The sequence below is a fragment of the Saccharopolyspora sp. NPDC045941 genome (assembly GCF_056431445.1).
Window position 1 is genome coordinate 64,805 of record NZ_JBWKKU010000040.1, and the last position, 20,447, is coordinate 85,251.

The 20,447-nt window shown below is 69.9% G+C and carries 24 protein-coding genes; 15 read left to right on the plus strand and 9 right to left on the minus strand.

What is annotated here, in order from left to right:
* Positions 1 to 56 precede the first annotated feature (56 nt).
* Both AC07FN_RS28675 and AC07FN_RS28680 read left to right on the plus strand, forming a co-directional pair.
* The gene (locus tag AC07FN_RS28675) at positions 57 to 1,376 is read left to right on the plus strand and encodes an NCS2 family permease (RefSeq protein ID WP_478398407.1); all 1,320 of its coding nucleotides are present in this window, start codon (positions 57 to 59) and stop codon (positions 1,374 to 1,376) included.
* A gap of 256 nt (positions 1,377 to 1,632) precedes the next feature.
* Positions 1,633 to 3,330: an adenine deaminase C-terminal domain-containing protein gene (locus AC07FN_RS28680; protein WP_478398408.1), complete on the plus strand. Its 1,698-nt coding sequence runs from the start codon at positions 1,633 to 1,635 to the stop codon at positions 3,328 to 3,330.
* 80 nt (positions 3,331 to 3,410) lie between these two features.
* On the opposite strand, the gene AC07FN_RS28685 is transcribed toward AC07FN_RS28680, so the two are convergent.
* Entirely contained in the window at positions 3,411 to 3,797 is a 387-nt protein-coding gene (locus AC07FN_RS28685; RefSeq protein WP_478398409.1) for a winged helix-turn-helix transcriptional regulator, read from the minus strand.
* A gap of 99 nt (positions 3,798 to 3,896) precedes the next feature.
* On the opposite strand from AC07FN_RS28685, the gene AC07FN_RS28690 reads away from it, so the two are divergent.
* From AC07FN_RS28690 to AC07FN_RS28700, 3 genes are all read left to right on the plus strand, one after another.
* Positions 3,897 to 4,730 carry an alpha/beta fold hydrolase gene (locus tag AC07FN_RS28690; protein ID WP_478398410.1) on the plus strand — a complete coding sequence of 278 codons (834 nt, stop codon included), beginning with the start codon at positions 3,897 to 3,899 and terminating at the stop codon, positions 4,728 to 4,730.
* A gap of 127 nt (positions 4,731 to 4,857) precedes the next feature.
* Positions 4,858 to 5,220, plus strand: a complete 363-nt coding sequence (locus tag AC07FN_RS28695; RefSeq protein WP_093267318.1) for a YciI family protein — start codon at positions 4,858 to 4,860, stop codon at positions 5,218 to 5,220.
* Positions 5,217 to 6,455: an RNA polymerase sigma factor gene (locus AC07FN_RS28700; RefSeq protein ID WP_478398411.1), complete on the plus strand. Its 1,239-nt coding sequence runs from the start codon at positions 5,217 to 5,219 to the stop codon at positions 6,453 to 6,455. The genes AC07FN_RS28695 and AC07FN_RS28700 overlap by 4 nt, the downstream gene beginning before the upstream one ends.
* Positions 6,456 to 6,554: 99 nt before the next feature.
* Here the strand turns inward: AC07FN_RS28700 and AC07FN_RS28705 are convergent, their stop codons facing one another.
* Both AC07FN_RS28705 and AC07FN_RS28710 read right to left on the minus strand, forming a co-directional pair.
* A complete protein-coding gene (locus AC07FN_RS28705) occupies positions 6,555 to 6,746 on the minus strand; it encodes a DUF397 domain-containing protein (RefSeq protein ID WP_478398412.1) in 192 nt (63 codons plus the stop codon).
* Complete coding sequence (locus tag AC07FN_RS28710; protein WP_478398413.1) at positions 6,743 to 7,597, minus strand: helix-turn-helix domain-containing protein; 855 nt, start codon at positions 7,595 to 7,597, stop codon at positions 6,743 to 6,745. Before AC07FN_RS28710 ends, AC07FN_RS28705 begins: the two co-directional genes overlap by 4 nt.
* A gap of 122 nt (positions 7,598 to 7,719) precedes the next feature.
* Here AC07FN_RS28710 and AC07FN_RS28715 point away from each other — a divergent pair, with 122 nt between their 5' ends.
* The 3 genes from AC07FN_RS28715 to AC07FN_RS28725 are packed head-to-tail and all read left to right on the plus strand — an operon-like array spanning position 7,720 to position 8,448.
* Positions 7,720 to 7,968 carry an HC3 family zinc finger protein gene (locus AC07FN_RS28715; protein WP_478398414.1) on the plus strand — a complete coding sequence of 83 codons (249 nt, stop codon included), beginning with the start codon at positions 7,720 to 7,722 and terminating at the stop codon, positions 7,966 to 7,968.
* Entirely contained in the window at positions 7,958 to 8,158 is a 201-nt protein-coding gene (locus AC07FN_RS28720; protein WP_478398415.1) for a hypothetical protein, read from the plus strand. The genes AC07FN_RS28715 and AC07FN_RS28720 overlap by 11 nt, the downstream gene beginning before the upstream one ends.
* Positions 8,149 to 8,448 carry a hypothetical protein gene (locus AC07FN_RS28725; protein WP_478398416.1) on the plus strand — a complete coding sequence of 100 codons (300 nt, stop codon included), beginning with the start codon at positions 8,149 to 8,151 and terminating at the stop codon, positions 8,446 to 8,448. Before AC07FN_RS28720 ends, AC07FN_RS28725 begins: the two co-directional genes overlap by 10 nt.
* 201 nt (positions 8,449 to 8,649) lie before the next feature.
* Here AC07FN_RS28725 and AC07FN_RS28730 read toward each other — a convergent pair whose 3' ends face one another.
* Complete coding sequence (locus tag AC07FN_RS28730; protein WP_478398417.1) at positions 8,650 to 9,294, minus strand: permease prefix domain 1-containing protein; 645 nt, start codon at positions 9,292 to 9,294, stop codon at positions 8,650 to 8,652.
* Positions 9,291 to 9,623 carry a PadR family transcriptional regulator gene (locus AC07FN_RS28735; protein ID WP_478398418.1) on the minus strand — a complete coding sequence of 111 codons (333 nt, stop codon included), beginning with the start codon at positions 9,621 to 9,623 and terminating at the stop codon, positions 9,291 to 9,293. The genes AC07FN_RS28730 and AC07FN_RS28735 overlap by 4 nt, the downstream gene beginning before the upstream one ends.
* Before the next feature lie 74 nt (positions 9,624 to 9,697).
* Between AC07FN_RS28735 and AC07FN_RS28740 the strand changes: the two genes are divergently transcribed.
* A complete protein-coding gene (locus tag AC07FN_RS28740) occupies positions 9,698 to 10,141 on the plus strand; it encodes a hypothetical protein (RefSeq protein ID WP_478398419.1) in 444 nt (147 codons plus the stop codon).
* Between the two features lie 127 nt (positions 10,142 to 10,268).
* Here the strand turns inward: AC07FN_RS28740 and AC07FN_RS28745 are convergent, their stop codons facing one another.
* Entirely contained in the window at positions 10,269 to 11,366 is a 1,098-nt protein-coding gene (locus AC07FN_RS28745; protein WP_478398420.1) for a LysR family transcriptional regulator, read from the minus strand.
* A 114-nt stretch (positions 11,367 to 11,480) separates the two neighbouring features.
* Here AC07FN_RS28745 and AC07FN_RS28750 point away from each other — a divergent pair, with 114 nt between their 5' ends.
* Positions 11,481 to 12,515, plus strand: a complete 1,035-nt coding sequence (locus AC07FN_RS28750; RefSeq protein WP_478398421.1) for an alpha/beta hydrolase family protein — start codon at positions 11,481 to 11,483, stop codon at positions 12,513 to 12,515.
* A gap of 43 nt (positions 12,516 to 12,558) precedes the next feature.
* On the opposite strand, the gene AC07FN_RS28755 is transcribed toward AC07FN_RS28750, so the two are convergent.
* Both AC07FN_RS28755 and AC07FN_RS28760 read right to left on the minus strand, forming a co-directional pair.
* Positions 12,559 to 13,182 carry a nitroreductase family protein gene (locus AC07FN_RS28755; protein WP_478398422.1) on the minus strand — a complete coding sequence of 208 codons (624 nt, stop codon included), beginning with the start codon at positions 13,180 to 13,182 and terminating at the stop codon, positions 12,559 to 12,561.
* A gap of 55 nt (positions 13,183 to 13,237) precedes the next feature.
* Positions 13,238 to 14,350 carry a mannosyltransferase family protein gene (locus tag AC07FN_RS28760; RefSeq protein WP_478398423.1) on the minus strand — a complete coding sequence of 371 codons (1,113 nt, stop codon included), beginning with the start codon at positions 14,348 to 14,350 and terminating at the stop codon, positions 13,238 to 13,240.
* Positions 14,351 to 14,754: 404 nt separating this feature from the next.
* On the opposite strand from AC07FN_RS28760, the gene AC07FN_RS28765 reads away from it, so the two are divergent.
* The 5 genes from AC07FN_RS28765 (at position 14,755) to AC07FN_RS28785 (ending at position 19,950) form a co-directional block, all read left to right on the plus strand.
* Entirely contained in the window at positions 14,755 to 16,020 is a 1,266-nt protein-coding gene (locus AC07FN_RS28765; protein ID WP_452613634.1) for an aspartate kinase, read from the plus strand.
* Complete coding sequence (locus tag AC07FN_RS28770; RefSeq protein WP_132491746.1) at positions 16,020 to 17,087, plus strand: aspartate-semialdehyde dehydrogenase; 1,068 nt, start codon at positions 16,020 to 16,022, stop codon at positions 17,085 to 17,087. Before AC07FN_RS28765 ends, AC07FN_RS28770 begins: the two co-directional genes overlap by 1 nt.
* 150 nt (positions 17,088 to 17,237) lie before the next feature.
* A complete protein-coding gene (locus AC07FN_RS28775; RefSeq protein ID WP_478398424.1) occupies positions 17,238 to 17,816 on the plus strand; it encodes a Uma2 family endonuclease in 579 nt (192 codons plus the stop codon).
* A gap of 57 nt (positions 17,817 to 17,873) precedes the next feature.
* Positions 17,874 to 19,349: a gluconokinase gene (locus tag AC07FN_RS28780; protein ID WP_478398425.1), complete on the plus strand. Its 1,476-nt coding sequence runs from the start codon at positions 17,874 to 17,876 to the stop codon at positions 19,347 to 19,349.
* Between the two features lie 133 nt (positions 19,350 to 19,482).
* Positions 19,483 to 19,950, plus strand: coding sequence for a Fur family transcriptional regulator (locus AC07FN_RS28785; RefSeq protein WP_478398426.1), 468 nt, complete (start codon positions 19,483 to 19,485; stop codon positions 19,948 to 19,950).
* Here AC07FN_RS28785 and AC07FN_RS28790 read toward each other — a convergent pair.
* Positions 19,908 to 20,312 carry a hypothetical protein gene (locus AC07FN_RS28790; protein WP_478398427.1) on the minus strand — a complete coding sequence of 135 codons (405 nt, stop codon included), beginning with the start codon at positions 20,310 to 20,312 and terminating at the stop codon, positions 19,908 to 19,910. The genes AC07FN_RS28785 and AC07FN_RS28790 overlap by 43 nt on opposite strands.
* Between the last annotated feature and the right edge of the window lie 135 nt (positions 20,313 to 20,447).

The window sequence follows — 20,447 nt, forward strand, 5'->3', positions numbered from 1 at the left end:
CCTGCAATCGCTTGCAGTGCAAGCGTTTGCATCTTTCACCAGGGGAGATACCGCTGATGACCGACGTGAGATCGGGATCGAAGCTGGACGGCTGGTTCCGGTTGTCCGAACGCGGCAGCTCGGTGCGCACCGAACTGCTGGCCGGGCTGAGCATGTTCTTCGCGTCGGCCTACGCCGTGGTGGTGATCCCCGGCATGCTCGCCAAGGCCGGCGTGCCGCACGCGGCGGCCACCACCGGCACGATCCTGACGATCGTGCTGGCCACCGCCGCGGTCGGCTTCTTCGCCAACATGCCGTTCGTGCTCGCGCCGGGGCTCGGCGGAACCGCGCTGGTCGCGGCGACGCTGGTGCAGCAGCAGCACGTGCCGTACCCGGTCGCGATGGGCATGGTCTTCTGGTCCGGCGTGGCGATCCTCGTGCTGTCGCTGCTCGGGCTGCGCGGGCTGCTCGCCAAGGTCATCCCGCAGAACATCCGGGTGGCCATCGGCACCGCCATCGGGCTGTTCATCGTCTACATCGGTTTCAAGCTCTCCGGCATGCTCGAACCGGGCAAGAGCGGGCTGGAGATCGGCGACCTCAGCTCACCGGAACCGCTGCTGGCGCTCGGCGGCATCGTGCTGGTCGCCGCGCTGCAGGCGCGCAAGGTGCCGGGCGCGTTCGTCATCGGCATCGTGGCGCTGACCCTGATCGGCATCCCGCTGGGCGTCACGGAGCTGCCGGACCACTGGTTCCAGGCGCCGGCCGGCGTCGGCCCGGTCGCGTTCCACATCGACCTCTGGAGCGCCCTGCGGCCGGAGTACCTGCAGTACCTGTTCGCGTTCTTCGCCTCGGAGCTGTTCTCCGCGACCGGCGTCGTCCTGGCGGTGACGGAGCGGATCGGGCTGACCGAGCGCGAGGGGCAGAGGTCGAACATCAACCGGACGTTCCTGGTCGACTCGGTCGCGATCACCGGCGGCTCGATGTTCGGCGCCCCGTCGGTGACCACCTACGCGGAGTCCGCGGCCGGGTCCGACGCCGGTGGCCGCACCGGGCTGACGTCGCTGACCACCGCGGGCCTGTTCCTGGTGCTGCTGCTGTTCACGCCGTTCGCCACGATGATCCCGTCGGCGGCGACCGCACCGGTGCTGGTCGTGGTCGGGCTGAGCATGATGCGCGGCTTCAAGAAGGTCGACATGACCGACCTGACCGAGGCGATCCCGGCCGGGCTGCTGGTGGCGTGCACGATCTTCTGGGGCAACTTCGGCAACGGCATCGCGGCCGCCCTGACGGCGTACGTGCTGATCAAGGTGGTGGCGGGCAAGTTCCGGGACGTCCACCTCGGCATGTGGATCATGCTGCCGTTCCTGGTGTTCTTCTTCATCACCTCCGCCCACTAGCGGATCCCCCGGTGGTGTGACCTCCCGCAATTTCCATTGAAATCAGAGGTCCAGTTTCAATTGAAACTGCGGACCATCGGCGTGTCGCACCCCGACATGCCGATGCCTGTGGACAACTTCCCGCAACTTCAATGGAAATCGTCCCTTCGATTTCAATGGAAATTGCGGTGGGGCCGGACCACGACGGCGGCCGAGAAGACCTCGTCGGCCGATCCGCCCGCGACGAATCCTGAGACGAATCCTGAGGAGCCTTGCCTTGACCGACCTGCGGATCAGCGGTGGACGCGTGGTTTCCACGTTCACCGGCGAGATCTTCGACGCCGACGTGCTGGTGACCGGCGAGGTGATCAGCGGCGTCGTGCCGCCCGGCGCCGGGCCGGAAGCCGCCGAGGTGATCGACGCCGGCGGCAGGCTGGTCGTCCCGGGTTTCATCGACGCCCACATGCACGTCGAGAGCTCGTTCGCGACGCCCGCGGCCTTCGCCCGGCTGACGCTCCCGCGGGGCACCACGACGGTGCTCGCCGACCCGCACGAGATCGTCAACGTCGCGGGCAAGGCCGCGATGCGCTGGATGATCGAGGACGGCAAGCGCAGCCCGCAGACCCAGCTCTGGGGCGTGCCGTCGTGCGTGCCCGCGCTGGCGGGCATGGAGTACTCGGGCGCGCACCTCGATCCCGAGGACATCGACGAACTCCTCGGCTGGGACGGCGTTTCCGCCCTCGCCGAGGTGATGGACTACCGCGCGGTGGTGGCCGGCGACCAGCGGATGCACGACATCGTCCGGGTCGCGCGCGAGCGCGGCACCATCCTCGACGGGCACTGCCCGAACCTCTCCGGCGAGGAGCTCAGCAAGTACCTGGCCACCGGCATCGACTCCGACCACACCAAGAACGCCCCAGCGGTCGCGGTCGAGAAGGCGCGCCTGGGCATGACGGTGATGCTGCAGGAGAAGTGCCTGCTCCCGGAGGTCGTGTCGGCGCTGACGTCGCTGCCGCAGCTGCCGCCGCTGTGCCTGGTGACCGATGACCTGGCGGCCGACCACATCGCCGCGAAGGGCCACCTGGACCACATTGGACGGACGGCGGTCGCGGCGGGCCTGGCGCCGCTGGACGCCCTGCGCGCGCTGACCTGGAACCCGGCCCAGCGCCTCCGCAAGTACGACCGCGGCGTGGTGGCGCCGTCGAAGCGCGCGGACCTGCTGCTGCTGGACGGAGAGCTGGCCGACTTCGCCGTGCACACGGTGATCGCCGGCGGAGCTGTGGTGGCCCGCGGCGGCGAGCCGACCTACCCGGCGCCGGACGTCACCGACCACCCCTTCGCCGGTTCCGTGCACATCGACGGGATCGCGCCGGACGAGTTCCGCTGGCGGCTCGACCTGCCGGATGGCCGGCACAAGTTCCGCGCCCTGCGGGTGAACCCGGTCGACACCTACACCGAAGCGGCCGAGGTGCAGCTCGACGTGGTCGACGGCGAAGTGCAGTGGGAAGGCCACGTCGCGCTGCTCCGGGTGCGCAACCGCCACGGCCGCACCAGCACTTCGTGCGTCCCGGTCATCGGCATGTCCCTCGGCGACGGAGCCCTGACCACCACGTACGCCCACGACAGCCACAACTTCGTCACCCTCGGAACGACTCGGCGAGCCATGCGAGCCAGCGCGGAAGCGGTGCTGGCCGACGACGGCGGCGTCGCGGTCGCCCACGCCGGAGGCGTGGCGGCGCGGCTGCCGCTGGCCGTCGGAGGCGTCATGTCGGCGGAGCCGACGGCGGAGATCGTGGCGGGCAGCCGCCGAGTGCGCGAAGCGCTCGAGGCTTGGGGTTGGCGGCACGCGAACCCGTTCATGAGCGTGTCGACGCTGACCCTCGCGGTCTCGCCGAGCGTCAAGATCACCGACCTCGGCCTGGTCGACGTCCTGGCCCGCGACTGGACCCCGCAGGTCCTCGACTGCTGCCACTGACGAACGAGTTCCTTCCGAGCCGCCCGGTGCCGCCGGGCGGCGTCGGGTGCACCGTCACTTCGCGCCCGGCGATGGGCCCGTCAGTCGTCGCCGGTTCGCGCCGTCGCGTTGGCCCGGTCGATCGTGGCCATGTGCTTCTCCGCCCATTCCCGGAGCGCCGCCAGCGGCACTTCGAGCGAGCGGCCGAGCTCGGTGAGCCGGTAGTGCACCTTGGGCGGCACGGTCGGTTCCACGCGGCGGGCGACCAGGCCGTCGCGGGTGAGGCTCTGCAGCGTCGCGGACAGCATCTTCTGCGAGACGCCGGGCATTCGCCGCTGCAGTTCGGCGAAGCGCACTTCCTCGGGCTCGGCGTCGGCGAGGACCTTGACCGCCATCGACGTCCACTTCGTGCCGATCCGGTCCAGCAGCTTGCGGGTGGGGCAGTCGGGGTCGAAGAGATCGCCGCGGCTGCCCTTCGGGGCGGTCACCTGAAACTCACCACCTGTCGCGGAAGTGCCGTCTTGGCACCTCATCTGCCGTTACTTACGGTTTTGTAGTAACCAATAGTAACCGCAGAGGGAGTTATCGTGCCCGACATCGCCCGGGTCCGGGCCAACGGCATCGACGTCAACGTGGCGGTGGCCGGCGCGGGCCCCGCAGTCCTGCTGCTGCACGGCTTTCCGCACACCTGGCGGCTCTGGTCCGAGGTGATCCCGCAGCTGGCGCCCCGCCACCGCGTCATCGCCCCGGACCTGCGGGGCCTCGGTGCCAGCACGAGAACAGCCGACGGCTACGACGCGGGCACGCTTGCCGACGACGCGGAGGCGCTGCTCGATGCGCTGGGGGAGAAGACGGCGGCAGTGGTCGGCATCGACGCGGGAACGCCGCCCGCTTTCCTGCTGGCCATGCGGCGACCCGAGAGGATTCGGCGGCTGGTGGTCATGGAGTCGCTGCTGGGCACGCTGCCCGGAGCCGAGGACTTCCTCGCGGGCGGTGCGCCGTGGTGGTTCGGCTTCCACTCGGTCCCCGGGCTCGCCGAAACCGTCCTGGCCGGGCACGAGGCGGAGTACGTCGACTGGTTCCTCACGACGGGCACCCGCGGCCGCGGCATCCCGGGGGCGATCCGCGACGAGTTCGCCGCCGCCTACGGGGGAAGCGAAGCCCTGCGCTGTGCGTTCTCGATCTACCGCGAAATGCCCACCAGCGCGCGCCAGATCCGCGAAGCGGTCGCGGCGGCCAGGCTCACCGTGCCGACCATGGCGATCGGCGCGCACCCGGTCGGCAGCGCCCTCGAACGCCAGCTGCGCCCGATCGCCGACGATCTCGTGGCGCACCTCGTCGAGGACTGCGGGCACATCATCCCGCTCGACCGTCCCCAAGCCCTGGCGTCGCTGCTGATCCCCTTCCTGGCGGTCGTTTAGGCTGGTCAGCGGCTCGTTCAGAAAAGTTGGAAAAAGTTGGCGCCCGGATGTCGAGGATCCGCCGCGTGCTCCGACCAGAGGGTGACAGCGCGCCGACGGGGCGCGCGGGACGGGAAGGACACCCGAGATGAAGTACGTCGCGATGATCTACGGCAACCAGGCCAAGTGGGACTCCTACCCGGCCGAGAAGTGGCCCGAGGCGATCGCGAAGCAGGACGCGTTCAACAAGAGGTACCGCGAGACCGGCGAGCTGATCGGCGCCTACGGCCTCGCCGACGCGGCCAACGCCCAGCTCATCCGCCGCAAGGACGGCGCCCCGGTGGTCACCGACGGCCCGTACCTGGAGACCAAGGAGTACCTCGCCAGTTTCTACCTGCTCGACTGCGAATCCCTGGAGCGGGCGCAGGAGATCGCGGCCGACATGCCGTTCGCCGATGCGGAGCCGGTCGAGCTGTGGCCGGTGTTGCACGAGGCCGCGGGGGACATGTGAGCCACGCTGTTGAGGACCTGCTGCGCGAACTGGCGCCGCAGGTCCTCGGCTCGCTCGTCCGCCGGTACGGCGTCTTCGACTCGTGCGAGGACGCCGTGCAGGAGGCGCTGATCGCGGCGACCCTGCAGTGGCCGGACGCGGGCGTGCCGGAGAACCCGCGGGGCTGGCTGATCACCGTCGCCTCGCGGAAGCTGGTGGACCAGGTCCGCAGCGAGGCGGCACGCCGTCGCCGCGAGGAAGCCTTGGCCACCCCGCAGGCCGCGCTGCTCAGCCACGCGGCGGACAGCACGCCGGAGACCGACCGGGACGACTCCCTGGCCCTGCTGTTCCTGTGCTGCCACCCCGCGTTGTCCTCGGCGAGCCGGGTTGCGCTGACGTTGCGCGCGGTCGGCGGCTTGACGACGTCGCAGATCGCCGCCGCGTTCCTGGTGCCGGAGCCGACCATGGCGCAGCGCATCAGCCGGGCCAAGCAGGGCATCAAGGCCGCCGGCTCGACCCTCGCCATGCCCGAGGAAGCCGACCGCGCCGAGCGGTTGGACGAGGTCCGGCACGTGCTGTACCTGATCTTCAACGAGGGCTACACCGCGACGGACGGCGCGGACCTGACGGCGCCGGAGCTGTCGACGGAGGCGATCCGCCTCGCCCGCCTGCTGCACCGCCTGGCACCCGAAGACACCGAAACGGCGGGACTTCTCGCCCTGATGCTGCTCACCGACGCCCGCCGTCCGGCGCGCACCGACCAGCACGGCGAACTGGTCCCGCTGGCGGAACAGGACCGCGGCCGCTGGAACCACCGACTGATCGCCGAAGGCATCGAGCTGATCAGCCGAACCCTGCCGCGCGGCCAGGTCGGCCCGTACCAGCTCCAAGCGGCCATCGCGGCGGTGCACGACGAGGCGGAGAGCACGGAAGACACGGACTGGCCGCAAATCCTGGCCCTGTACGAACTCCTGGAACGAACCGGGCCGAACCCGGTGGTGACGCTCAACCGAGCGGTCGCGGTAGCGATGGTCCACGGCCCGGCGGCCGGCCTCGAACTCCTGGCGACGCTGGCGGAGGACAAGCGCATAGCCCGCCACCACCGCCTTTTCTCCACCCGCGCCCACCTGCAGGAACTCCTCGGTGACCACGCTGCCGCCGCAGACGCGTACCGCGAAGCGGCCCGTCGAACCACGAGCGCACCCGAACGCCGACACCTCACGTCTCGCGCCCGCCGCTTGGAAGGCCAGGCATAACCCAAGGAACCTGGGTCCGACCTCGCCGGGTGCACCGAGGCTCGTGCGTACTTTGTGCTGCTATAGCAACACAAAGTACGCACGGCTTTGACCAGACCCTCAGCGCTCGAACCGCCCAGCCTTGACAGCGGCGACGAAGCTGGACCACTGCGACGCGTTCGCGACGAAGTACCCGGCCGACCGATCCTTCGTGTCCCGCACAGCTGCGCCGCTGGCTAACCGCCCGACCTCGACGCAGGAGTCCGTGTTCTGGCTACGGCTCGACTTCCGCCAGCCGGTCACTGAAGTCATCTCGCGGTCTCCATTCCGTTGCGGATCTCGGCGATGTGCTTCCTCGACTCTGCCGGATCCAATGCCGAGTTGAACACCGTCTCAGCCGCTTCGCGGTAGATCTCGATGTCTGCGGGTTCGTGCAGGAACAGGCCAGATCTACGGTTTTCGAGATGCACGGCAGGCGGTGCTTGATCCGACTCGATCAGCACGAACAGACCTTCAAGCGCAGGATGCCAGCCGCTTGTGAAGGTCACGACGCGGATGTCGATGTTCTCCATATCCGACAGTTGGAGTATGTGTTCCAGCTGATCGGCCATAACGCCTGCATCGCCGAGCACTTGTCGTAGAGCTGCTTCACCGATCGCGGCACGGAGGTGAACCGGGCGGTCCTTGCGCGTGATGGCTTCTCGTCTGCCGACTCGGACCGCGATGCGCGTTTCAACCTCGTCCTGCGGTACGCCGCCCGCCGTCATGATCGCTCGCACGTACGCCGTGCTTTGGAGAAGCCCGGGAATGAGCAGCGGCGCCGCATGCGTGATGGTCTTCGCGGTGCGCTCGAACTCGAGCAGGGCGGATAGCTGTTGGCGCTGCTCAGGAAGGGTGATCGCAAGCCAGTGGGACGCGTCCGCGTTCCGGGTCATGTCGAGGATCTCTTCGTAGCGGTCCCCGGTCACGCCCAGTGTGGCCAGAACTCTGGCGACGTCAGCAGGTTTCGGGCAGCGGTCGCCGGTTTCCCAACGGGACAGCGTGCCGGGCGGGCACTCGATCTGCTTCGCCAGCTGTCGTAAACCCAAGCCGCGTTTTTCGCGCGCATCGCGGAGCGCCGAGCCGAGGGCACGAGCCTTGGGAGTTCGGGTGTTTCCAGGCATGCAACAAGAATATTCGCAACAAATGCACTTAAACATCACCCAAACCGGGAATGGTCAACTATTTCGAGGAGATGATTCCATTTTGATGGAAACACTGGAGACGGCAGCAGGAGGCGGCGCAGATGTATGCGTTCCACTGGGTTCCGGCGGATGGTCAGCGGCATGCGAGCCTGGATTCCCGTCCGGGCGGCGGCTATCCGACCGACATGTCGGTGTCGACGTTGTGCGAGCGGGAGTTGCCGGCCGACAACTCGGATCTCGGCTGGCTGTGGTCCACCTGCGGCGACTGCAACGCCGAAGCGCACCGCATCGCCGGAACCCGTCCCGACGCCAACGGCTTCCAGTCGACGTCACCGGGCCGTGGGCGCTGAGAACGCGGCCCTGGCGGTCCTGCTGCGGCGGGCCCAATGGCTGCTCGACGACCTCGCCTTCCAAGTCGGCGCAGGTCACCGCGACGCCGACGACTTCGAAGCCGTCGCCGCCATCCTCGACGAAATCTCCCAACTGCTCAGGGAAAAGTCCCCGACCACCAATTCAGAAGGAACCGTCGAATGCTCGTAATGCTCCCGGTCATCGCCGTGATCGTCACCGCCCCGGCGCTCTTCTTCCTCGCCATGCACTGGAAGACCGACCACCCGCAGCACGCCGGAGGAGGCGAAGGAGCTCTGACGGTCTGGCAGCTGATCGCCAACGTCGAAGCCGAACGACAACAACGTTCCCAACCTGGCCGCCACCGCCTCCGCGAGCCAGCACCCGACGGCGAGCCCCAAAGCTCCACATCGGACACCGAGATCTCCGCTCCACCACAGGAGATCCAACAGAGAATCCTCGAAGCCCTCCACCGCCTCTGAACCCCTAGACCAAGGGCCCGGAAGCCGATGCGCCCCCGACCCCCGGCGCCGGGCCTCTGCGGGCCGGTCGGTGCGCCCCCTCCCCACGCGCCGACCGGCCACCCCCCGCCCTGGGGGTGACGTGGCGGTTTCGCGCGAAACCGCCATTCTCCAGGCGTGCGGACGACGTTTTCGCGCGAAACCGCCGCCCAGCGCGGCGGGTCAGCCGATGGGCAGGCGGGCGCACTCGCGGCAGGCCCGGGCCGACGCCGCCAGCACCGCGTGCGACGCGACCGTGAACGCGCCCGCGAGCAGGATCAGCGGCCACGCGGTCGCCAGCGGCAAGGCGATGGCGAGCGCGATCCCGGCGAACGGCATGGCCACGCTGGCGGTGGTGCCCGCCCAGCCGACCAGCAGCGGAAGCCGGTCCGGCACGGGCAGCCAGCGGGTGAGCGGCCCGGTCGCGGCCAGGGTCGCCGCCGCGAGCGCTCCGGCGGTCGCCGCGACCGCTGTCAGCACCTGGACCGCGTGCGGCAGCTGCCAGCCCTGGATGTGGCTGGCCGTCCAGATCGCGTACCAGCAGGCGATCAGGAACCCGACGGTGATGATGAGAGCCCGGGCGGTGTGCCGGGTCTGGGCGATGGTCAGCTCCTGCTGACAGCTCGGCGCGAGCTCGCCGGGCGTCCCGAACTCCCGCACCGCCTGCTCGACGGCCTCCCGGTACGGCAGCCCTTCGGCGGTCTGCGCCGCCACCGCGTCCACCAGGCCATCGCGGATCTCGCCGACCAGCCGGGACTTCGCCCGCCCCGGTCCGTGCAGGGCGTTCGTCAACTCGGCCGCGTAGTCCTCGATCGGATCGGCGCTCATGTGGTACCCCGCGACGGGTTGAGGACCGCGCCGATGGTGGCCGTGAACTCGTCCCAGGCCTTGCGCGCCTTGGTCAGGTTGCCCCGCCCGGCGTCGGTGAGCCGGTAGCAGCGGCGGCGCCGCTCGCCGATGGATTCCCAGCTGCTGCGCAGCAATCCGAGCCGCTCCAGCCGGTTCAGGGCCGGGTAGATCGTCCCGGTGCGCAGCTCCAGCGCGCCGCCGCTGCGCTGCTGGACCTCGGTGATGATCGCGTAGCCGTGCAGCGGCCCGTGCTCCAGCACGGCCAGCAGCAGCCCGTCCAGATGCCCTCGCACCGCATCGACCCTCATGAGTTGGCAGCCTACACAAGCGTGTATATATTGCCAATCAACATGTCGACAGGGTACATATTCGGGAGTCTGCGGTGACCAAGCTGCTGCTGTCCATCCACGTCCTCGCGGCGATGCTGGTGATCGGCCCGATCACCGTGGCCGCCTCGATGTTCCCGCGATACGCCGAGCAAGTGCCCGAATCCGACCGGGCGGCCGGAATCGCCAAGCTGCTGCACCGGATCTGCCGCGGCTACGCCGTCGCGGGCATCGCGGTCCCGGTCTTCGGCCTCGCGACCGGAGCCCAGCTCGGCGTCCTCGCCGACCCCTGGCTGATCATCTCGATCGTGCTGACGGCGATCGCCGCGGCCATCCTGGTGATGGCGATCCTCCCGGCCCAGCGGCGCATGTTCGGCTCGGCCGACGACCTGCGCGCCACGGCGAAGCGCCTGGCCATGCTCACCGGCATCTTCAACGTGCTCTGGGTGATCGTCGTCGTGCTCATGATCGTCCGCCCCGGCTCGACGACGGGAGCGTGACGGCCGTGCTGACGCTGCGAATCGCGGCCGGCGTCGAGGCGGCCTCACTGGTGATCCTGCTGCTCAACCTGTTCACCGCGCACCTGTCGGCGATCACGTCGCTCGGCGGACCGGTCCACGGCATGGCCTACCTCGTCACCATCGCGGCGACCTTCCTCGTCCCGGCCCCGCCGAGCGCCCGATGGCTCGCGGTCATCCCGGGCATCGGCGGCCTCCTCGCCCTGCGCCGGATCTCCGTCGCCCACCAGCCCTGACGCGCACCACGCCGTTTTCGCGCGAAACCGCCACCATCTCGCTCAGCCGAGCGCGGCGCGGTCGGCGTCGGGGAGCCAGTGGTGGGCGGCGTCGTAGTCGAGCCAGCCGCGCCGGGTCGCGGCTTCGGCGCAGGAACGGCGAAGCACGTCGAGGGAGCGGCTCGGGTTTCCCCGCCGCCAGAGCAGGGACCAGGCGTACAGCGCGTGGGCCGGGTGAGGCGGACCCGGCTCAGCGGCGCGTTCTCCGGCAGCGGGACGCCGCTGGGCAGGATCGCGACGCGCTCCGGTTCCGCGCGGATCTGGTCGAGGAAGTGGTCCAGCCCCAGGTTGACCCCGGCCGCCTCCGCATCGAGTCCGAAGTGGACGGTGAAGCGGTCGAGGAAGTCCAGGCGATCCAGCGCGGCCGGGCACCAGATCGTGCTGCCGCGCAGGTCGGCGGGCCGGAGCTCCGTCGAGCCGGCCAGGGGATGGGCCGGGCCGACGATGGCGACGACCGGTTCGAGGCGCACCACCTGGTGCTCGAACTCCTCGCCGAGCGGAGGAACCCGGCCGAACCCGGCGTCGATCTCGCCGCGCGCCAATGCCGTCGTCGCGGCCGCCAGATCGCGGCTGAGCCCCAGCTCGGCGCCGAGGGAGTTCTCGACGACGAGCCCGATCGTGCGCATCGGGGCGTACAGATGGCCCCAGACATCGACCCGCAACGACCGCTGCTCGCGGCGGGCCTCGGTCACCGCGAAGTCGGCGGCGGCGAGGGTCTGCTGCGCCGGTTCGAGGAAGCGGCGCCCAGCCTCGGTCAGTGCCACGCCGTGCTTGTCGCGGTCGAACAGCCGGACGCCCAACTGGCGTTCCAGGCGGGCGATCCGCTTCGACAACGCCTGCTGGCTGACGAAGAGCTGCGCGGCGGCTCGCCCGAAGTGCGACTCCCGAGCGGCCGCGACGAACGCCCGAACCTGCGCCAGATCAAGATCCACGCTCTCACCTCGAACGACAACCATCGGTTGTCACAGCGTACGGATCGCTGTTGGACCGCCACGCCTCGGCCGATGTCTGCTTGGGGCGCAGCAGAACTTTCAGACGGAGCCGACGTGCACACCTTCTTCGACCAGCCGGACCTCCTCCCCGGCTTCGCCGACGCCAACCGCCCGCGCGCCATCGCGGCGGGCATCGACCCCTTCCAATACGACGCCGTGACCGCAGAGCTCACGTCGATCCGGGACTGGCCGACGGCGTTCGCCCGCGCTGGCCGCGAACACCTAGCCCGTGCCGAGCAGGCCGATGAGCAGGGCCTGAGCGCTTCGGCGGCGGAGGCATACCGCGATGCCGCGCTGTGGTTCCACTTCGCCACCGTGCTGCCGAACCCGGACCTCGACGCGCACGCCGCAGCCGCCAAGGCATCCGCCGAAGCGCAACGCCGCGCCGACCCGGCCGCCGAGCACATCGCCGGCCCCGACTTCACCGGAATCCTGCGGCGCCCGGCGGGCACCCGCGCGCCCGTCGTCGTGCTGATCCCCGGCATGAACTCCGGGAAGGTCGAGTTCATGCCGATCGCGGACAGGCTGCTCCGCCGCGGTGTCGCGGTCCTCGCCATCGACGGGCCGGGCCAGGGCGAGCTCGCGACGCGGAGCCACTGGGAACCCGAGTACCAGAAGGTGGTCCACCGGGTGCTCGACGCCATCGCCGATCGGTCCGAAGTGGACGGACAGCGGGTCGGCGCGATGGCGCTGAGCATGGGCGGCTACCTCGGAGCCCTCGCGGCGGCGCACGAACCGCGCATCCGCGCGCTGGTCAGCGTCAGCGGCCCCTCGGCCCTGCACTGGGACCAGCTGGCGCCCTACGTGACGGACACCTTCGCGCTGCGCACGGGCAGCGCCGCGGCGGGCCGCGACTTCGCCCGCAGGATCAACGCCGCCGAGATCGCCCCGCGCATCGTCCAGCCGATGCGGGTCATCGACGGCGGCCTCGACGTGATCCCGGGAGTCGCCAACGCCGAACCCCTGGCGCGCCACGCCCCGAACGCCGAGTACCTCCTGATCCCGGAGGGCAACCACCTGCTGGAGACCACCCGCTGGAAGTGGCTCCCCGACACGGCCGACTGGCTCGCAGACCACCTCCGCAGGTGAGCCGTTCAGTCAGCCGCGCGGCAGATGGCGCGCGAAGCGCGGCTCAGAACAGCGGCTCGCCCCAGGTGTCGGTGAAGACCAGCTCGGACAGCGGCTTGCGGATGCGCGGGCGCAGCTCCTTCTCCTGCAGCCGCTCCGGCATGCCGTTCAAGGTGCCCAGGCCGCCGACCGCGATCGCGATCACCGGCTCGAACTCGGCGGGCACGCCGAACTCGGCGCGCGCGGCGTCCCGGTCCATCCCGGCCATCTGGTGCGCGTAAAGCCCCTCGGCGACGGCCTGCAGCACGAGGTTCTGGGCCGCCAGCGCCAGCCCGTACTCGCCGTAGGGCATCGGCTCGCCGTCCTCGTCGACCACCCGCGCGACGCCGATCGCGAGCGCCGCCGCATTGGCGGTCCACCCCTTGTTGCCGCGCGACAGCGTGACGTGGATCCGTTCGAAGGTCGCCTCGCCCCGGCGCGCCGCGATGAACCGCGCGGGCTGGGTGTTGCCCCACGACGGCGCCCACCTGGCCGCCTCGAACAACGCCGTGAACTGCCGGTCGCTGATCGTCGTGGCCGGGTCCAGCGCGCGCGGGCTCCACCGCTCGGCCAGCAGCGGGTGCAGCGGCACCGACGTCTCGGCGGGCTTGCTCACCGGAACCTCGGCGGTGTATTCCTCGGCAGTCACGGGCACCTCCTGGATCGCTGGTGGCGAGTCTGTCCGCCGCCCGCGCCGATGTCCATCAGATCGCGTACTGCCACGCCGTCAGCGAGTAGGCGCCGAACCACGACCCGAAGAACACCAGCAGCACCGCGGTGGTCACCGCCGTCGTCGTCCGGCGTCGCGCCAACCCGATCGCGACCGGGATGAGCAGCGGAAACGCCGGCAACATCAGGCGGACCTTGGAGTACATCAAGCCGTCCGAACCCAGGTCCAGCACCACCACGGCGGCCGCGAACGCCACCAGCGGCCACGGCATCCGCTGCCGCACGCACAGCACCAGCAGCACCAGCGCGGCCAGCACGATCCACACCGTGAACGTCTCGAGCACCGACTTGTCCGTGGTCAGCGCCTCGATCATGAACTTGACCGTGGCCTGCCCGCCGTCGAACGCCGACGACCAGCCCCGCTGCTGGAGCGCGAAGTAACCGGTGAGGCTGTCCGTCTGCAACCCCACCCAGCCGATGTAGGCCAGCATCCCGGCCGGCGCCAGCACGATCGCCAGCCACGGGCGCCAGGTGTCCCGGCGGCGCACGATCGCCACCAGCGCGGCCAGCCCGACGACCCCGATCAGCGCCGCGGCCGTCGGCCGCACCAGCCCGGCACCGGCGCAGCACAGCCCGGCCAGCAGCCAGTTCCGCTCGACGACCCCGACCATCGCCCAGATCGCCAACGCGCAGAACAGCGCCTCGGAGTACGCCATCGACAGCACCACGGACATCGGGGCCGCCGCGAACAGCACGACCAGCAGCAACCCGGCGAGGTGCGAGCCGCCGACCAGGCGACCCAGCCGGGCCAGCCCGTACGCGGCCACCACGCCGCAGGCCAGGCTCGCGGTGATCGCCGCACCGACGACGCTGACGCCCGGGACCAGGGCCAACGCCATGATCAGCCACGGATAGCCGGGGAAGAACGCCATCGGTGTCTCGGGATAGCGGTTCCCGAAACCGTCGACCATGCTCGGGTCGACGCCGGCGTACCCGTTCGCCGCGATCTCCAGGTACCAGTGGCCGTCCCAGGCCTGCAGGTTGTCGACCAAGGCCTCGTCGTTCGCGGCCGACAGCCACGCCAGCACCAGCAGTCCGACCAGCCGGATTGCGAGGTAAACCACAGCAGGGGCGAAAGCGACGATCATCCGGCGCTGCCGCGGCGAGCCCCGGCGCGGCCACTCGGACGACCCTGAGTCCGGTTGTTTCCGCAGCGTAGCCGCGGTGTTTCCAACATCGCTCAGAGGTGGATCGATCGCTCCTGGAGGGGTGGACAACCCGGTCCTCCGCTCTTGTCGACAATCGCGTCCCACAGGGTAGTGGCGGCATTTGGGATTGGGGTCGGGCGGTACCGGTTCGGTAGGCTAGTCCGGCAGCGGAGCGACCTGGTAGGAGGCCGTTTCGGCCCGGTGGGCCGACGCTGTCACCTGCCCGGTCGCGGGGCCCTCCGGCCCGCCACGCGGTGTGCCGGGGTGCTCCTTCGTCCACTCGGTGTCAGTGCGGGGACAACCCGCGCCCGGGACGACCGCACGGTCGAGGAGGTTTGTTTCACGTGGCGCTCGTCGTCCAGAAGTACGGCGGTTCCTCACTCGAAAGTGCTGATCGCATCAAACGGGTAGCCGAACGCATCGTGGAGACCCGCAAGGCGGGCCACGACGTGGTCGTCGTGTGCTCCGCGATGGGCGACACCACTGATGAGCTGCTCGACCTCGCCAAGCAGGTCAACCCGGCTCCGCCGGAGCGGGAACTCGACATGCTGCTGACCGCCGGGGAGCGGATCTCCAACGCGCTCGTCGCGATGGCGATCGAGTCGCTCGGCGCGGAGGCGCGCTCGTTCTCCGGCTCCCAGGCCGGCGTGATCACGACCTCGGCGCACCAGAACGCGCGGATCATCGACGTCACCCCGGGCCGGGTGCAGGAGGCGCTGGAGCAGGGGCAGGTCGTCCTGATCGCCGGTTTCCAGGGCGTCTCCCAGGACACCAAGGACATCACGACGCTCGGCCGCGGCGGCTCGGACACCACGGCGGTCGCGGTGGCCGCCGCGATGAACGCCGACGTCTGCGAGATCTACACCGACGTCGACGGCGTGTACACGGCGGACCCGCGCATCGTGCCCGACGCCCAGCACCTCGAGCGGATCACCTACGAGGAGATGCTGGAGATGGCGGCGACAGGCGCGAAGGTGCTGCACCTGCGCGCCGTCGAGTACGCCCGCCGCTACGGCGTGCCGTTGCACGTCCGCTCTTCCTACTCACCCAAGCCCGGAACGATCGTGTCCGGCTCAGTGGAGGACCTTTCCGTGGAACAGGCGATGATCACCGGCGTCTCGCACGACCGGTCGGAGGCCAAGGTCACCGTGCGCGGTGTGCCCGACAACCCGGGCGTCGCGGGCCGGATCTTCCGCGTGGTCGCGGACGCCGAGATCGACATCGACATGGTGCTGCAGAACGTCTCCAGCACCTCTTCCGGCCTGACCGACATCACCTTCACGGTGGCGCGCAGCAACGGTGAGGTGGCCGTCACCGAGCTGGAGAAGATCAAGGACGAGGTCGGCTTCGAGCAGGTCGTCTACGACGACAAGGTCGGCAAGGTCTCGCTGGTCGGCGCCGGAATGCGGTCGCACCCGGGCGTCACCGCGACCTTCTGCGAGGCGCTGTCCAACGCCGGGGTGAACATCGACATCATCAACACCTCGGAGATCCGGATCTCGGTGCTGATCCGCGACACCCAGCTCGACGACGCGGTGCGCGCCCTGCACAACGCGTTCGAGCTCGGCAGCGACGAGGAAGCCGTCGTGTACGCGGGGAGTGGTCGCTGATGGCCCAGGAGAAGAAGACACCGACGCTGGCAATCGTGGGTGCCACCGGCGCGGTCGGCACCGTCATGATCGACATCATCAACAACCGCGAGTCGGTGCCGTGGGGCGAGATCCGGCTGATCGCCTCGGCCCGGTCCGCGGGCAAGAAGATCACCGTGCGCGGCCAGGAGCTCACCGTCGTGGAGCTCGCGCCGGAGGCGTTCGACGGCGTGGACATCGCGCTGTTCGACGTGCCGGACGAGGTATCCGCGCAGTGGGCGCCGGTGGCCGCCGAGCGCGGCGCCGTCGCGGTGGACAACTCCGGCGCGTTCCGGATGGACCCCGACGTGCCGCTGGTGGTGCCCGAGGTCAACGCCGAGAAGGTGCACGAGCGCCCGAAGGGGATCATCGCGAACCCCAACTGCACGACGCTGTCGATGATGGCCGCGCTGGGCGCGCTGCACCGCGAGTTCGGCCTCCGCGAACTGGTCGTCTCCTCCTACCAGGCCGCCTCCGGTGCCGGTCAGGAAGGCATCGACCGGCTGTACGCGGAGATCGCGGCGGTGGCGGGCAAGGGCGTCGGCCAGCGGGCCGGCGACGTCGCCGAGGCGCTGGCCGCGGCCGGGCTGCCGGAGGAGACGCCGTTCAAGGCGCCGCTGGCGCTCAACGTGGTGCCGTGGGCCGGTTCGCGCAAGGACGACGGCTGGACCTCCGAGGAGCTGAAGGTCCGCAACGAGTCCCGCAAGATCCTCGGCATCTCGGACCTGAAGGTCTCCGCGACCTGCGTCCGGGTGCCGGTGGTGACCACGCACTCGCTGGCGGTGCACGCCACCTTCGAGCGCGAGGTGACCGTCGAGCAGGCGCACCGCGTGTTCGAGGCGCAGCCGACGATCGTCCTGCAGGACGACCACGACAACGGCGTGTTCCCGACCCCGGCCGGCGTGGTCGGCGGCGACCCGACGTACGTGGGCCGGGTCCGGCAGGCGCTGGACTTCCCGAACACGCTGGACTTCTTCGTCTGCGGCGACAACCTCCGCAAGGGCGCGGCGCTCAACACCTACGAGATCGCCGAAACCCTCGCGAAGTAAGCCCCACGGGTTCGAAAAGGGCGCCTTCCCCCTGGTAGACGGGGGAGGGCGCCCTTATTGTTGCTGATGCAGCGAGGGCACATCCACTCGAACGTGCGTTTGTGCACCGCGCGTCTCAAACTGGAGTTCGATGGGGCCGATATTGGAGGCATGTCCGTGATGATCTGGCCCGACCACCTGTTGACCTTGGAGGAGTTCGACCAGCTCCCTGAGGACAACTCGCGGCGCTATGAGCTTCAGGAAGGCGTCCTCCAGGTGACCCCTAAAGCAGCCGGTTTCCACCAGTTCGTCCTCAGCAGGCTGACCAGTGTGCTTGATCGGACGCTGCCCCAAGGATGGGCTGCGATAAGTGAGCCCGAAGTCCTAATCACTGAAAAGTGGCCACCAACACTGCGTATTCCAGACGTGATCGTCCTTGGTTTGGAGCGGGTGCTGGAAAGGCCGACGAAGTTCCACGCACAAGATGTGGTTCTAGCAGTCGAGGTGCTGTCGCCCGGCTCGCAGCGGGCGGACAACCTTGTAAAACGTGCCGAATACGCGGAGGCGGGCATCCCCTTCTATTGGATTCTTGACATCCGGTCCCGGCCGACACTTGCTGCGCACCGACTCGTAGACGGTGTGTACATCGAGGAATTCAACGGACCCGGGATCTACCTGACCGGGGCCCCCTTCGATCTGAAGATCGACTTGGATGCACTTGGAACCCGGATCGTCCCGAAACACCCGTGACCGTCGAATGCGCTGCCTAAGGCAAGCTGGTCCGAACCCGGCGGTTAGGTTGGGGGCATGAGTCATGCTCCGGTCGTCCTCGGAATCGATCTCGGTACCACCGCGACGAAGGTCGTCGCGGCGGGCAGCGACGCTCACGTGCTGCACCAGACCGAGCGCGGGTATCCGCTGCGCACCGAGGAGCCCGGGGAGGCGACGCAGGACGCCGTCCAGGTCCGGGACGCGGCGATCGAGGCACTGGCCGAGTGCGTGGCCTGGACGAAGGAGCACGGCCACCCGGTCGCGGCGCTGTCGTTCAGCACCTCGATGCACACCGTCGTCGGGCTCGGCTCGGCCGGCGAACCGGCCACGCCGTCGTTCAACTGGGCCGACACCCAGGCGGCCGAGGTGGCGGCGCGGCTGCGGTCCGACTGGGACACCTCGTCGGCCCTGCACCAGGCCACCGGGACGCCGGTGCACACCCAGTCGGTCATGGTGAAGCTGGCTTGGTTGACCGGAAGTCGCCCCGACCTGACGCGTGACGTGGTGCGGTGGTGCGCGCTGAAGGACTTCGTCGTCGCCGGTTTCGTGGGCGAGTTCGTCACCGAGTACTCGCTGAGCTCGGGCAGCGGCCTGCAGGACATGACGACGCTGCGGTGGCACGAGCCGGCGCTGGAGGTCGCGGGCGTCCGCGCCGACCAGCTGCCGGAGATCCACGCGCCGACCGACACGCTGCCGCTGAAACCGCAGGTGGCCAAGGCCGTCGGCCTGCCGGAGGGGCTGCCGGTGGTGCTCGGCGGCGGGGACGGTCCGCTGGCGAACCTCGGCGTCGGGGCGGTCAGCCCCGGTGTCGCCGCGCTGTCGCTCGGCACCAGCGGGGCGCTGCGGGTGACGCGCGACCGGCCGGGCGTCGACGACCGGTGCCGGACGTTCAGCTATGCGATGGGCGACGGGCTCTGGGTGATCGGCGGTGCCGTGAGCAACGGCGCGGTGGTCGCCCAGTGGGCCTCGGAGACCTTCGGGGTCGACGTCGCGGACCTGCTCGACGAGGCCGCCGCGGTGCCGGCGGGGGCGAACGGGCTGATGGCCCTGCCGTACCTGCTCGGCGAGCGGGCCCCGTGGTGGGAGCCGGGCCTGACCGGCTCGTTCGTCGGGCTGCGGCACTCGCACGGCCGCGCCGAGATGACGCGTGCCGTGGTCGAGGGTGTCGCGCAGCAGCTCGCGCTGGTGCGGGACGCGGTGGTCGATTCCGGGGCCGAGGTGCGTGCGGTGCGAGCCACCGGCGGGGGCTTCCGCAGCGCGTTGTGGGCCGATGCCATCGCCGCGGCGCTCGACATCGACCTGGAGCTGGCCGAGGGCAGCGGCGGGTCCGGGCTCGGCGCGGTGCTGCTGGGCTGGCGGGCGCTCGGCGAGTTCGACTCGCTGGAGCGCGCCGCGGAGCTGGTGACGCCGGAGGGCAAGGTCTCGCCGGACCCGGCGGCGGCGCGGGAGATGGCCCGCCGTCGACCGCTGGTGGAGCAGCTGCACGCGACGCTGCGCGACTTCGAGCTCTGACCGGCGCCGGTCGGATGCGCCGATCGGTTGAGCCAACCGGTCGCAACCGGTGGACCGGGTGCAGCAATCCGGAGCGCCAGCCGGGTTCAGTTCTGGTTCAGACCAATTTTTCGGTGGCATACTGGGCCTCGCTATGACCCTCAGCGCGACCGAGAGCAACCACGCCACCAGCGCGGACGACCCGCGCGAGCGGTTGCGCGCCGCCGGGCTCCGGGTCACCAAGCCACGGCTCGCCGTGCTGCGGTGGCTGGTCGGCCACCCGCACGCGACGGCCGACCAGGTGGCGACAGCGGTGCGCCGACAGCTGGGTTCGGTGTCCACGCAGGCCGTCTACGACGTGCTCAACGCGTGCAGCAACGCCGGGCTGCTGCGGCGGATCGAGCCCGCCGGCCACCCGGCGCGCTTCGAGACCCGGACCGCTGACAACCACCACCACCTGGTGTGCCGCAACTGCGGCCGGACCGAGGACGTGGACTGCGTCCACGGCGAGGCCCCGTGCCTGACGCCTTCGTCCTCGTCGGGCTACGAGGTGGACGAAGCGGAAGTCGTGTTCTGGGGCTACTGCCCGGACTGCCGCTCCGCGGCGACCGCGCCGGAGTAGTCCGGCTGTCGCGACGAGGAACGATCATGACCCCGCCATGACGTGCATCCCTGCGGCCAACGACGTCGCGAAGGTCTGGGAGCTCCAGTCTCCCGGGCCTTCGCGCTTTCCGGAATCGAGGTGATCCCTTCAGGGGCGACCCGATCCGGTCCTGCGCGCCGGGCGGTCTGGTCGGTGCGGGGCTGGCCAGGGCGCTGTCCGGCCTGGTCCACGATCACGAGTTCCAGCTCGGCCCCGAACGTCGAGCCGATGTAGGCGTGCGTGACGGGATCGAAGGCCGGCACCTCTTCGGCCGAGCCGGGCAGGGGGAAGGAGATGTCGATGCCGGGCCTTCCGTTCAGGTCCTTCGCGTCCCCGATCACCGTGATTCCGGGGATCGCGACTGGTGGAGCGGCCGCAAGCGGGGGGGTGTTCCTATGTTTTTGTCAAGCGGCGGCTGGGGGCGCCGTGGGTTGGGTTGTGGGTCGGGCTGGCTGGTAGAGGGTCTTGTCGCGGAG